12 protein-coding genes are annotated in these 12,908 nt (G+C 71.4%); 5 read left to right on the plus strand and 7 right to left on the minus strand.

Annotated features, from left to right (window positions below; genetic code table 11):
* Positions 1-1,112: 1,112 nt before the first annotated feature.
* Positions 1,113-1,772 carry a hypothetical protein gene (locus tag AB0367_RS21260; RefSeq protein WP_366228081.1) on the plus strand — a complete coding sequence of 220 codons (660 nt, stop codon included), beginning with the start codon at positions 1,113-1,115 and terminating at the stop codon, positions 1,770-1,772.
* 70 nt (positions 1,773-1,842) lie between these two features.
* On the opposite strand, the gene AB0367_RS21265 is transcribed toward AB0367_RS21260, so the two are convergent.
* Positions 1,843-2,808, minus strand: a complete 966-nt coding sequence (locus AB0367_RS21265) for a pirin family protein (protein ID WP_366228082.1) — start codon at positions 2,806-2,808, stop codon at positions 1,843-1,845.
* 192 nt (positions 2,809-3,000) lie between these two features.
* Positions 3,001-4,026, minus strand: a complete 1,026-nt coding sequence (locus AB0367_RS21270) for an ROK family protein (RefSeq protein WP_366228083.1) — start codon at positions 4,024-4,026, stop codon at positions 3,001-3,003.
* A 91-nt stretch (positions 4,027-4,117) separates the two neighbouring features.
* Here AB0367_RS21270 and AB0367_RS21275 point away from each other — a divergent pair, with 91 nt between their 5' ends.
* Positions 4,118-5,023, plus strand: a complete 906-nt coding sequence (locus AB0367_RS21275; protein WP_366228084.1) for an NADP-dependent oxidoreductase — start codon at positions 4,118-4,120, stop codon at positions 5,021-5,023.
* Between the two features lie 417 nt (positions 5,024-5,440).
* Here the strand turns inward: AB0367_RS21275 and AB0367_RS21280 are convergent, their stop codons facing one another.
* Positions 5,441-6,085 carry a response regulator transcription factor gene (locus AB0367_RS21280; protein ID WP_366228085.1) on the minus strand — a complete coding sequence of 215 codons (645 nt, stop codon included), beginning with the start codon at positions 6,083-6,085 and terminating at the stop codon, positions 5,441-5,443.
* Positions 6,049-7,824, minus strand: coding sequence for a histidine kinase (locus AB0367_RS21285; protein ID WP_366228086.1), 1,776 nt, complete (start codon positions 7,822-7,824; stop codon positions 6,049-6,051). The genes AB0367_RS21280 and AB0367_RS21285 overlap by 37 nt, the downstream gene beginning before the upstream one ends.
* Before the next feature lie 132 nt (positions 7,825-7,956).
* On the opposite strand from AB0367_RS21285, the gene AB0367_RS21290 reads away from it, so the two are divergent.
* Both AB0367_RS21290 and AB0367_RS21295 read left to right on the plus strand, forming a co-directional pair.
* Positions 7,957-8,865, plus strand: coding sequence for an ABC transporter ATP-binding protein (locus tag AB0367_RS21290; protein WP_366228087.1), 909 nt, complete (start codon positions 7,957-7,959; stop codon positions 8,863-8,865).
* 1 nt (position 8,866) lies between these two features.
* The gene (locus tag AB0367_RS21295; protein WP_366228088.1) at positions 8,867-9,607 is read left to right on the plus strand and encodes an ABC transporter permease; all 741 of its coding nucleotides are present in this window, start codon (positions 8,867-8,869) and stop codon (positions 9,605-9,607) included.
* 70 nt (positions 9,608-9,677) lie between these two features.
* Here the strand turns inward: AB0367_RS21295 and AB0367_RS21300 are convergent, their stop codons facing one another.
* On the minus strand, positions 9,678-10,280 hold the full coding sequence (locus AB0367_RS21300) for a cysteine hydrolase (RefSeq protein WP_366228089.1): 603 nt from the start codon (positions 10,278-10,280) through the stop codon (positions 9,678-9,680).
* 96 nt (positions 10,281-10,376) lie between these two features.
* Between AB0367_RS21300 and AB0367_RS21305 the strand changes: the two genes are divergently transcribed.
* A complete protein-coding gene (locus AB0367_RS21305) occupies positions 10,377-11,207 on the plus strand; it encodes a phosphoribosylaminoimidazolesuccinocarboxamide synthase (RefSeq protein WP_366228090.1) in 831 nt (276 codons plus the stop codon).
* A gap of 6 nt (positions 11,208-11,213) precedes the next feature.
* Here the strand turns inward: AB0367_RS21305 and AB0367_RS21310 are convergent, their stop codons facing one another.
* Together AB0367_RS21310 and AB0367_RS21315 are read right to left on the minus strand one after the other, a co-directional pair.
* Positions 11,214-12,140 carry a PAC2 family protein gene (locus tag AB0367_RS21310; RefSeq protein ID WP_366228091.1) on the minus strand — a complete coding sequence of 309 codons (927 nt, stop codon included), beginning with the start codon at positions 12,138-12,140 and terminating at the stop codon, positions 11,214-11,216.
* 60 nt (positions 12,141-12,200) lie between these two features.
* Entirely contained in the window at positions 12,201-12,833 is a 633-nt protein-coding gene (locus AB0367_RS21315; protein ID WP_366228092.1) for a TetR/AcrR family transcriptional regulator, read from the minus strand.
* Between the last annotated feature and the right edge of the window lie 75 nt (positions 12,834-12,908).

Consider the following 12,908-nt stretch of genomic DNA (forward strand, 5'->3'; position numbering starts at 1 on the left):
CGCCCGCCGCGCTGTGCCGTCCCCGGTCGCGCTGTGCCGTCCCCGGTCGCGCTGTGCCGTCCCCGGTCGCGCTGTGCCGTCCCCGGTCGCGTTTCGCTGTCTTCGGCGCGCTGCGCGCTGCTCGCTCTCGCGGCATCCGCCGGTCGCGTCGCTTGTTGTTCGGTCGCGCGGCATGCGTCGGTCGTTCCGCTCGCTTCGTTGCTCGCACCGGCCGTTGGTCGGTCGCTTCGTGGCGGGTGCTGCTCGTGTGGTGCCGTTGGTCGGCTGTGCCGCGCCATCGATCGGTTGCGCTGTGGGGGTTGCTGCTCTTGCGCCGTCCGTTGGTTGTGCGTGCTGTGTTAGCCGTTGGTCGTGCCGCGCCGCTTGCTGCTCGTGCTCTCGGTCGGTTGTGCGGGTCGTTGGTCGGTCGCGCTCTGGGGTTGCTGCCCGTGCGGCGCCGTTGGTTGGGTGTGTCGTGCTGGCTGGCGGTCGTGGCGGGGCGGCCCTGGGAGCGAGGGCCGCGGGGTTCGTCGCCTGTGCGGTCGGTGCTGGCGGCGCGATGACTACAGCTTGCCGGGGTCGGCAGGGCGTTGTTGCGTGTGGGCGGCGGGCCCTGTCGTTCAAGGTTGTCGGGTCGGTCGCGCGGTGGCGGTGGGAGTTCGGGGTGGCCGAATTTACTGGGCTGGCGGTGAAAAGTGCCTGGGAGAAGGCTTGGGCGCGTGATGGGAGGGCTCGTGACTCGTGACTTGTGGTTGCGGGGTCTCTGGCGGTGGATGGTCGCCGTTGGTGTCGGGGTTGGGGCGGTCCTTGTGTACGGGACTCCCGCTGCGGCGCACGGGGCCGATGCGCCAGTTGCGGTTGGGTACGTCGTGCGGGTCGAGTCGGTTTCCGTTGCTGGGGTCTCTGTCCGGGCCGTTGACGGGGGTGCGCGGCTTGAGCTCGTCAATCATTCGGGGCGCGAAGTTGTCGTGCTCGGGCTGCAAGGGGAGCAGTTTCTGCGCGTCACCGCCGATGGGGTCGACGAGAATCGGAAGGCGCCTACCTGGTTTGCCAGTCGGGCGTTGAGTGGGGGCGGTACCGGCGGGGATGTCTCGGCGGCACCCGAGTGGCATCGGGTCGCGTCTGAGCCCCGGGTGCGGTGGCATGACGAGCGGGCGCGCGATCTTCCGGCTCGGGCCTGGAGCGTTCCGCTGCTCGTGGACCAGCGGGAGGCGGGGATTGTGCGCGGTACCGTCGCCGAGGCCGAAACGCCGGAAACGGGCTGGTGGTGGGCGGGCGCGCTGCTCGCCGGTGTGGGCGTCGGGCTGCTGTGGCGGTGGCGCGGCGCGCTGGCGGCGGTTGCGGTCGTCGGCGGGGGGATCGTGGCCGGGTGGATCGTGGCGTCCGCGTGGCTCGCCGCGTCGCCGGCCGACGGGGCCGGGGTGCAGCTGCTGGCGCGACTGTGGCCGCTGGTGACCGGGGTCGGGGTGGTCGCGGCCGGAATCCTGCTGGTGTTCAAGCGGGTCGACATCGTCGTGGGTATCGCGGGGGCCTGTCTTGCGGTGATGGTCGGGTTCGCGAATTCGGCCGTGTTCCGGTACGGGACGCTCGCCGGGCCGTCCTGGGGGAGATGGGCCGTCGTCGTCGCGCTCGCCGCGGGGATGGGGCTGGCCGTGGCCGGGGGAGTGCGGTGGTACCAGGCGACCGGCGAGCCGGCGGACGTCGAAGGAGCGGAGCGTTCGGTGCGCGCCGACGCGGCCCCGGAGGCGGGAGCGGCGCCCGGTGCGGGCCAGAACACACAAGCCATGAGCTGAACACGACGATCAAGCTGTCGTCTCAGGCGGCAGCGGCTGCCTCGCGGCCAGGTCCGCGGGCGGCGGTCGTTCAGCGCTTTCTGTAGCGCGGGCGCGGCATCAGCCGGGTGGTCGGGAGCGGCGGGGCGGGCAGCGGCTCCTCGCCGCCCGGTACCGTGCCGAAGCGGTCCGAGCCCCGCATCCAGTCCTCGCGCGCCTCGACGATCTCCTCGTGGGAGCGGCCGACGAAGTTCCACCACATGACGAGTTCCTCCTCGAACGGAACGCCGCCGAGCAGGAACAGGCGCGAGCGCTGCCCGGACTCGAGGCGGATCGTGTCGCGGTGGGCGCCGAGGTACAGCAGCGAACCGGGAGCGACGTCCACGCCCTCGACGCGCGCGGTGCCTTCGGTGACGACGACGGCGTGCTCGAAGTCGCGGCGCACGCGGATGTCGGTGCGGGCGTGCTCACTCAGCTCGATGTCGGCGCCGAGGAGCTCGCTGTGGACCTCGGCGGGGGATGCGGCGCCCTCGAGCTCACCGACAGCAATCCGGATTTTTGCCGATTCATCCGAGATCTCGGGGAGATCGGCGAGGTGCTGAAACGCCGGGGCGCGGTGGCGGCTCTCCTGCGGCAGTGCGACCCACAGTTGCAGGCCGTGCAGCACCGGCGGCTTCTCGGTCGGCGAGTTCTCCGAGTGGACGATGCCGCGCCCGGACGTCATGATGTTGAGCTGGCCAGGGTAGATGACATGGTCGGAGCCGAGGCTGTCGCGGTGGCGTACCTCGCCACCCAGCAGCCAGCTCACGGTCTGCAGCCCGATGTGCGGATGCGGCGGCACGCGCATGCCGGGCCGCCCGGTCACGTCCTCGGGCCCGAAGTGGTCGAGGAAGCACCACGCCCCGATGGTACGGCGGGTCTTGTTGGGCAGGCTGCGCCGGACGACGCTGTATCGGCCGAGGGGTACGTCACGCCCTTCGAGCAGTTCGGCGCACGACCCGGTTTCGGTCTCGACGGGCAGGTCCACCTCGGCCGGCTGGCCTTCCAGGTTGCTCATTCCGCCGATTCTCCCAGCACTCGCTCGGGTCGCCCAGGTGCCGCCACGGGCCGCGCTGCAGGCGGCCCGCCGGGGCCCCGAAGCGGTGGTGGACCGGCTCGCCGACGACCGAGCCGACGCGCGCTGCTGGCGATGACAGCGCGACGGCCGATCGAGACGCTCCGAAGCGGCAGCGTGGGAGCGGTGAAAGGTTCAGACCACTACCGTGCCGGCGGCGGCGATCGCGGCGCCCCTCGCGCCGGCCATGTCGCGCTCCGGGACCAGGGCGAAGTGCGCCACCGCGGCCTGTTCCTCGCGGAGCAGGGTGTGTTCGTGCACGCGGGACAGGAACCAGTCGCGGAAATGCGGTGCCGCCTCGACCACGCCGCCGCCGACGAAGTAGCAGTCGGGGTCGGTGAAGTTGGCCGCGATGGTGAAGAGGCGGCCGAGGCTCATGGCCTGCTGCTCGAAGATCTTCAGGGCCAGCTCGTCGCCCCGTTCGCCGTACGAGCGGACCTGCTTCGCGGCGGCCTTGATGGAGTCGGCCTGGTGCAGCGGGTGGTCCGGATACCGGGTGAGCCAATACGGCAGCAGGTTGCGCACGATGCCGGTCAGGGACGAGACGCTTTCGACGTCGCCGAGGAAGCCGCACCCGCAGCTGGGCAGGGGCTGGCCCTCCTCGAGCAGGCCGTGCATCGGGATATGCACGTGGCCGAGTTCGCCCGCCATGCCGGCCGCGCCCTTGACGACCTTGCCCTGCTCGATGACGCCGCCGCCCAGGCCGGTGCCGACGATCGCGGAGACCGAGGACTTGATGTGGGCGTCGGTACCGAAGTACACATGGTGGGCGTAGAGCGCGGCCGCGTTGCCGTCGTTGTTGTACACGACCGGGAGGCCGAGCCGCTCCTCCAGCGCGCCGCGGAAGTCGAAGCCCCACCAGTCGGGCTGCGAGAAGTTGGTCGCGCCCTTGGAGGAGATGACGCCGTTGGCGCTCGCGGGGCCGGGCGTGTCGAGGCCGACGGCGACGACGCGGGAGCGGTCCACCTTGGTCACGACCAGGATGTTCTCGAACGCCCCGGCAAGGGACTCCACGGCGGCCTCGGGGCCGTCGAGCACCCGGCTCGGCACCTCGACCAGCCCGTCAACCAGGAACGAGCCCTCGTGATCGAGCACCGTGGCGTTGTTCGCGGTGCCGCCGTTGTCAAGCCCGACAACGACCCAGTCCTTCGCGTTCACCATCGTCCGACTCCCTGAGAACATCCGCGCGGCATGCACGCTACCGCATTTTCTGTTGACCTCAACCGGGCTTGAGCTTGCACAGTGGGTACCCATGAGAGCCGCAGCGTTTGCCGAGCCGGGCCCGCCGGACGTCCTTCGCACCCTCGACCTGCCCGAACCTCAAGCCGGCCCCGGCCAGGTGCGGGTGCGGGTCGCAACGGCCGGTGTCCAGCCGTTCGATGCGAGCCTGCGCCGGGGTTGGGTCCCGCCGTATGCGACCGTGACCCTGCCCCAGATCCCCGGCAACGAGTTCGCGGGCGTCGTCGACCAGGGCACGCCGGAGATCCCAGTCGGCAGCGAGGTGCTGGGCTTCAGCGTGTTCAACGCCTACGCGGAGTACATCGTCGTCGCCGCCGACCAGGTCGCCCTGAAGCCACCGGGCGTGTCGTGGGAGGTGGCCGGCGGCTTCAGGGCCGGCTGGCAGACCGCCCGGCTCGCACTGTCCGCGATCGGCGTCGGCCCCGGCGACACCGTGCTCATCAACGCGGCCGCGGGCTCGACCGGCACGGCCGGCGTCCAGCTCGCCCGCCTCCTCGGAGCCTCCGTCATCGGTACCGCGAGCGAATCCAACCAGGACTATGTGCGCTCTCTCGGCGCGATTCCCGTGGTGTACGGCAAAGGCCTGGCCGCCCGCGTCCGCGCCCTGGCACCGCACGGCGTGACGGCCGCGATCGACGGCGCCGGTGGCGAGGCCCTCGAGACGTCCCTGGAGCTCGTCGAGGATCGCAAGCGGATCATCACCCTGGCGGCGCACGACCGCATCGAGGAGCTCGGCCTCGGCCGCATCCAGGGCCGCCGCAGCGCCGAGGCCCTGGCCGAGCTCATCGCCCTGTACGCGGCGGGCGACACGACGTGGCACATCCGCCGCGTGTACCCGCTCTCCGAGGCAGCCGAGGCCCACCGCGAGATCGAGACGGGCCACGGCCGCGGCAAGATCGTCCTATCCATACCGGACTAGAAACACCCAAACCGCAACATGGCTGATGAGCCCGAAAAGTCCGATATCATCACCACGTGTTCGGACTTTTCGCGGCGGCGTGCCCGGACAGCGGACGCAACCCTCGCACGCCGGACCTCCCTGAATCTGGCACGGCTGCCCCGCGGCGGCGAGGCCGAGCCGGACGAACGCCACGCGACCAAGCACGGAGCCCGGCCCGATGACCCGTCCAGCAAAGCCACAGAGTGCACCGATGCCGCCAAGGGAGCAGGTGACCTGGCCAGCGAAGCGCAGCCAGCGCCGATGCGCAGCGAGGCATGGGGGGGGGTGCGGGGTGGGAACCCCCCGCCGCGCCGCGCCGAAGGCGCCGCCAGGCAGCTAACAGTGGGTGCGGGGTGGGAACCCCCCCCGCCGCGCCCGCGCGAAGCGCGCGCCAAGCTAAGAACTGCGCTGTAGGTGAGCCAGCACGGCCAGGACGCGACGGTTGTCGTCGTCCGAGACCGGCAGGTTCAGTTTGCCGAAGATGCTCGCGATGTGTTTGCCCACCGCGCTCTCGCTCAGGAACAGCTGCTTCGCGATCGCGGCGTTCGAGCGGCCCTCCGCCATCAGGGTCAACACCTCGCGCTCGCGCGGCGTCAGGGTGCCCGACTGCGGGGTCGGCCGGGCGACCAGCTTGGCGATCACCGACGGGTCCATGACGGTGCCGCCGGAGGCGACACGGCGTACGGCGTCGATGAACTGGTCCGCGTTGAACACCCGGTCCTTGAGGAGGTAGCCGACCGCGCCCGTGCCGTCGGCGAGGAGTTCCCGGGCGTACAGCTGCTCGACGTGCTGTGAGAGCACGAGCACCGGCAGGCCCGGGACCTCGCGGCGGGCGGCCAGGGCGGCCTGCAGGCCCTCGTCGGTGAAGCTCGGCGGAAGCCGCACGTCGACGACGGCCACGTCGGGGCGATGCGAGAGCAGGGCCTCGAGCAGGGTCGGGCCGGTGTCGACGGCCGCCACGATCTCGAAGCCGTGGCTCTGCAGCAGCAGGACCAGGCCGTCCCTCAGGAGGTAGAGGTCTTCGGCGAGGACGACGCGCAAGGCACCTCCAGTGTGGCGACGGTCGGCCCGCCGTCGGGGCTATTGACGGCGAGCGTTCCGTCGAAGGTACCCAACCGCCGCTCGATCCCGCGCAGCCCCGTGCCCCGCGACGGGTCGGCGCCGCCCTCGCCGTCGTCGGTGACCGTGATGCGCAGCAGGCCCTCGCGGTGGCGGATGTCGACCGTGACGTGCTCGGCATGGCCGTGCCGGACGGCGTTGGCCAGCAGCTCGCTGACCGCGAAGTACGCCGCCGACTCCACCGGCGCGGGAAGCCGGCCCGTGAGGCGGCCGATGACGGTGACCTCGGCCGCGGTGTCCAGCGCGAGGGCGCGCACCGCGTCGGACACGCCCCGCTCCGACAGCACCGGCGGGTGGATGCCGCGCACGAGGTCGCGCAGCTCGCTCAGCGCGGTCTGCGAGGTCTCCCGCGCCTGCGCCACGAGGCGCCGGGCGGCGGCCGGGTCGGTGTCCATGAGCCGCTCGATCGCGCCGAGGGTCAGCCCGACCGAGATGAGCCGCGCCTGGGCGCCGTCGTGCAGGTCGCGCTCGATGCGGCGGACCTCGGCGGCCTGGGCGTCGACGGCGTCGGCGCGGGACTGGGTGAGCCGCTCCACGCGCCGCCGCAGCTGTTCCTTGGCCGTCGGACGCAGCAGCAGCGGGGTCCAGCGCGACACCAGCCGCAGCACCGCCGGCGCCACCGCTAGCGCTGCGGCTATCAGCAGCACGCCGGCGACGAGCCCGGCCGTGCGGTTGCCGGCGGCGGCGCCGTACCAGGTGTTCCACTCGGCGTCGAACGCCTGTGTCCACACCCACGGCAGCGCCAGGCCGAAGGCGCCGTACACGCCGGCCAGCGTCGGTATGCCGGCCAGCACCCCGGTGACGACCGCGTCGGCGCCCAGCCACGCGAGGTCCCGCCAGGTGGCCGGGTCGTGCCAGACCCAGTGCCAGCGCGCGTTGAACTCCGCCATGCCCTCGGTCTTGTACAGCGACTTGTGCACCCGATAGAGCCCATCCGCGCGCAGCTCGGGGCGCAGCCGAGGGGTGTACGGGCGCTCGACTGGCTCGCCGGCCCACCCGGCGTACTGCCGGCGGAGATTGGCCAGCCAGCGGAAGTGCGTGAACCCGACCGGGATCAGGAAGATGATGCCCAGGCCGAAGCCGAGCGTGAAGCAGACGAGGGTGACCGCGAGCTGCGCCACCTGCAGCACCGCGCTGAGGAAGAGCAGGCCGCAGCGGGCCCAGGTGAGCAGGACCTGGTCGGTGCGCCGCGGCCGCTTCACCCGCGTCACCGGGCGCAGCAGGCAGGCGCTCCACGCGGCGACTCCGCGCACGGCCCACGGCGCGACCGGCAGCCCGATCGGCACGACGAGCAGCACGACGAGCGGGAACCACAGCTGCCAGGCCAGGTCGCGGCACGTCGCCGGGTCGTTGACCATCCACTCCAGCCGGTGCATGTAGTTCGGGAACCACGGGCTGCGGTACAGGGTCCGGTCGTGCCGGTACAGCCCCTCCTCGTCCGGCTCGATCGGCGGCGGTGGCGCCCGGTAGGGCTCGGGGATCTCGCGGCCGAGCCAGGCGCCGAACTGCGCCCGTCGGCGGTTGGTGGTCGCCCGGGCCAGCCGCAGGCCGGTGATCACGCCGACCGCGAGCAGCAGCACCGAGCCGAGGAACTCGGCGAAGACGAGCACGGCCAGGCCGAGCAGCTGCGCGCTGCGGGCCAGCGCCCTCACGTAGGTCATGGCTACCAGCCTCCTTTCCCGAGCGCCCGCGGACATCGGCCCTGGCTACCGCAGCGGGGTGTAGCTATCCCCACCCCCGTTCGGCGTCCAGCGTCATTCTGCCGGGCCGCGGAAATCGCGAGAGTTCTCGGCATGACAGTCATCGACGTTGCGCAGTTGCACAAGCGGTACGGCGACCGGGTGGCCGTGCAGGACGTGTCCTTCTCGGTGGAGCGCGGCGAGATTTTCGGCATCATCGGGCGCAACGGCGCCGGCAAGACCACCACGGTCGAGTGCGTCGAGGGCCTGCGCGAGGCGGACGGGGGCAGCGTGCGGGTGTTCGGCCTGGACCCGCGCGACCCCGCGGTACGCCAGCGCCTCGGCGTGCAGTTGCAGGAGTCGCAGCTGCCGGACCGCATCCGGGTCGGCGAGGCCCTGGAGCTCTTCGCGTCCTTCTACGACAACCCCGGCTCGCCGGCCCGGCTGCTGGACCAGCTGGGGCTGGCGGAGCACGCGAAGCAGCAGTACAAGAGGCTCTCCGGCGGCCAGAAACAGCGCCTGTCGATCGCGCTGTCGCTGGTCGGATCGCCGGAGGTCGCGGTGCTCGACGAGCTGACCACCGGGCTGGACCCGCAGGCCCGCCGGGACACCTGGGAGCTCATCCGCAACATCCGCGACCGGGGCGTGACCGTCCTGCTCGTCACGCACTTCATGGACGAGGCCGAGCGGCTGTGCGACCGGATCGCGGTCGTCGACCGGGGCCGCACGGTCGCGGTGGACACGCCGGAGGCGCTGATCCGGAGGGTGTCGTCCGGCGTGACCGTGACCTTCCGGCCCTCGGCGCCGATCGCCGCCGATGATCTCGCCACGGTACCGGGGGTGGGCTCGGTCAGCGTCGACGACGGACTCTTCACCGTCACCGGCAGCGGCAACCTCGCCCACGAGGTGTCCTCCGCGCTCGCCGCCCGCTCGGTCGTGCCGCTCTCGCTGAACATCGTCCAGGCCGACCTCGAGTCCGCCTTCGTCGCCCTCACCGGCAGCCCCATCGGCAAGGAGTCCTGACATGCGCGCCCTGACCCGCCTCACCCTGATCGAGACCCGGCTGATGCTCCGCGAGATCTCCCCGCCGATGTTCACCGTGCTGCTGCCGGTGGTGCTGCTGGTCGTCTTCGGCCTGCCCGCCGACACCCGCGAGCCCGACCCGCTCCTCGGCGGACATCGCGGCATCGACACGCTGATCCCGTCGATGTCCATCATGGTGGCGATGGCGATGGTGGCGTTCTTCATGCTGCCGGTGGTGCTGGCCACCTACCGCGAGAAGGGCGTCCTGCGCCGCTTCGCGACCACCCCGGTGAGGCCCGCCGCCCTGCTCGGTGCCCAGCTCGTCATGAACGCCGGCGTCGTGCTGGTCTCGATGGTGCTGACCCTGGCCGTCGGCGTGGCGGCGCTGGACATGCGCCTGCCGAACCTGCTGCTGGTGGCGCCGACGTTCCTGCTGGGCCTGCTCGGCCTGTTCCCGATCGGGCTGCTGGTGGCGTCGGTGGCGGGCACCGCGAAGGCCGCGACCGGCTACGCCCTGGCGCTGTGGTTCCCGTCGGCGTTCTTCGCCGGGCTGTACGTCCCGGTGGAGTACCTGCCCTCGGCCCTGCGCCGCATCGGCGACTTCACCCCGCTCGGCGCCTTCCGCCAGGCGATCCAGGCCGCCTGGGCCGGCGACGTGCCGCGCCCGCTGCACCTGGCGGTGCTGGTGGCGAGCTTCCTGGTCGCCGGCGGCCTGGCGGTTCGTTCCTACCGCCCGGCGTGATGCGCCGCCGGACTGTGCCGCCCGGACCGCGAAACCGCGGCCCGGGCGGGCGTTCACCGTCCGGGCCGCGTCAGAGCTGGGACTCGAAGTCGGCGGCCGACATCGGGGTGGAGAACATCGGGAAGTCGTACTTCAGGGCGTTGTCGTGCTCCTCCTGCGAGGTCGCCGCGACGCAGTCCTGCAGAGTGATCACCTGGTAACCGTGCTCGTAGCCGGTGCGCATGGTCGACTCGACGCAGCAGTTGGTCAGGAAGCCGCCCAGGGCGATCGTGGTGATGCCCTTGCTGCGCAGGATGAAGTCGAGGTTGGTGCTGGCGAACGTGTCCAGGCCGCGCTTGCCCTCCACGATGATGTCGCCCGGCTGCGGGGCGAGCTCGTCGACGATCTGCGCGCCCCACCCGCCCTTGATGAACGCGTTGCCGTCCACGACGCCCTTGAGGATCCCGTACGGGTGCGAGGTGATCTCGTTGTAGCCCGGCGCGAAGGTGATGGGGGCGTGGACGATGGTCACTCCGGCCTCGCGGGCGGCGGCGACGACCCGGCGGGTGTTGGCGATCATGTCGGTCTTGTCCATGACGGCCTGGACGGCGCCGTGGAACGCACCGCCCTCCGAGACGAAGTCGTTCTGGTACTCGATGAGGACGATGGCGGTCGTAGCGGGATCGATGGTCATGCAGCCCTCCCACGGGAATCGTGATGAGTTTCACCCTACGCGGTGCGATCGGCGGTCCGATCAGTGCGCCGAGGCGGAGCCGATAGGCTGACCGGCGTGGAACTCCTGCACTCCGGCAAGGTCCGTGACGTCTACGCCGACGGCGACGACCTGATCCTGGTCGCCTCAGACCGCATCTCCGTATACGACGTGGTGCTGCCGACGCCGATCCCCGACAAGGGCGCCGTGCTCACCCGGCTGTCGCTGTGGTGGTTCGAGCAGCTCGCCGACATCGTGCCCAACCACGTGATCTCGGCGACGGACGTGCCCGCGGAGTTCGCCGGCCGGGCCATCCGCTGCCGCCGGCTCGCGATGCTGCCGGTCGAGTGCATCGCGCGCGGATATCTCACCGGTCAGGGCCTTTCGGAGTACAACTCCCACGGCGAGGTCGCGGGGGTGGTGCTGCCCGCCGGGCTCGTGGAGGGCTCGCGCCTGCCCGAGCCGGTCTTCACCCCGACGACCAAGGCGCCGATCGGCGAGCACGACGAGTTCGTCACGCTCGACGAGGTGCGCGAGCAGATCGGCAAGGACCTCGCGGACGAGCTGCGCGAGCTCACCCTGCGGGTGTATTCCCGCGGCGCGGCCATCGCCGCCGAGCGCGGGATCGTGGTCGCCGACACGAAGCTCGAGTTCGGCCGCGCCTCCGACGGCACGGTGGTGCTCGGCGATGAGGTGCTCACCCCGGACTCGTCGCGTTTCTGGCCGCTGGACCAGTGGGAGCCGGGCCGGGCCCAGTTCTCCTTCGACAAGCAAAGCGTGCGCGACTGGTCGCTGAGCAGCGGCTGGGACAAGACCGCGCCCGGGCCCGAGGTCCCGGACGACGTGGTCGCCCAGACCCGGGCCCGCTACGTGGAGGTCTACGAGCGGCTCACCGGCACCGCCTGGTAGGCCGGCTCATCCCCCCAGGGGAGGCTCGTCACCGCGGGTGTGCTCGGCGAGGAAGCGCTCCAGCTCGGCGCCGATCTCGTCCGCGGTCGGTAGCGGCGCCGGAGAATCGGCCAGCAGGTTGTTGTTGCCGGCGCGGCCACGGGTGTAGGCGTCATACTGCTCCTCCAGCGCCCGCACCAGCGAGGCGGCCTCGTCGGCCTGGGCGATCTGCACGTCGATCTCCGCACGCACCGAGTCGGCCGCGGCGTGCAGTTCGTCCATCGGCACCCGCAGACCGGTCGCGTCGGCCAGGCAGGCCAGCAGCTTCTCGGCCGCCGCCGGGAACTCCGCCTGCGCGACGTAGTGCGGCACGTGGACCGCGAAGCCGAACGCGTCGCGGTCCTGCTGGCCGATGCGGAACTCGAGCAGGTTGCCCACGCTGCCGGGGACCTGGATCCGCTGCAGCCACGGCTCGAAGCCCGTGATCAGGTCGCGGCTGGTGCCGTGCGCCGTCACGCCGGTCGGGCGGGTGTGCGGCACGGCCATCGGGATCGCGTTGAGCCCGACGGTGGCGCGCACGTCGAAGCGCTCGATGAGCTCGAGCACCGCCGCGGTGAACCGCTCCCACTGCAGGTCGGGCTCGGGGCCGTCGAGCAGCAGGAACTCGGAGCCGGTCGCGTCGCGCAGCAGCCGCAGCAGCAACTGCGGCTGCTCGTAGTGCTCCCAGTGGTCCTCGACGAACAGCATCGCCGGGCGCCGGCTGCGGTAGTCGTAGAGCTGGTCGAGGTCGAACGTGGCGATCGTGCGCGGCGAGCCCACGCTGAGCAGGTGCTCCCGGGCGAGGCGGCTGGCGTTGCCGGCGTCGACGAAGCCCGTCAGCGCGTGCACGAGCACCGGCCGGTCGACCGCCGGCAGATCGTCAGTGAGCTCGTAAAGTTCGCTGGGGTTCAGCACCGCAACGAGTCCCTTCCTCCGTTGAGTCGTGTTAGTCGTGCAACCCGTCAGTAGATCCGATCATTCCATCCGGCTCACTCCATCCGACACGGCCCAGGGATTCATGAGGATCGCGTAGACGAGTTCGTCCACGGCCGGCGTCAGCGACGTGAACGACTGACCGGTGCCGGTGTACGGGTCGGACACCTGCAGCATCATCTCGTGGACGCCGCCCACCAGCGCGATCGCCAGCAGCGGCGACAGCCGCGGGATGGCCGGGTCGGCCGCGCGGCCCTCGTCCACCATCTTGACCAGCGCGTCGGCGAAGCGTCGTTGCATCTGCTGACGCAGCCGGAACGCCTTCGGGCCGGCCGCCTGGATCTCCACCAGCAGCGTGCGGGTCACCGCGGGCATGCTCTCCAGCGCGGTGAGATACGCGGTCACCCAGTTGTTGATCATTTCCTTCCACGGCCGGCCGCCCTCGCCCGCGGCGCCCCGCACGATGGCCAGCAGGCGCTCGCACCCCTGCTCGTACAGGGCCATCAGGCAGGCCTCCTTGTCCGCGAAGTGCTCGTAGAACGTGCGCTTCGACACCCGGGCGTGCATGACGATGTCCGCGATCGTCGTGGCCGCGTAGCCTTTCCCGGCGATTGCCTCCGCCAGCCCGCCCGTGAGGTCCTGCCGCAGCTCCTCAGCGGTTCTGGTGCTCGTCATGCGGCTGCCTCGCCCTTTCGCGACAATGTCTATGGGTGTTAGTTTGCCTGGTACTGAACGGTACCGCCGATTGGA

The sequence above is a fragment of the Dactylosporangium sp. NPDC051484 genome, assembly GCF_040689395.1.
Lineage (GTDB): Bacteria > Actinomycetota > Actinomycetes > Mycobacteriales > Micromonosporaceae > Dactylosporangium.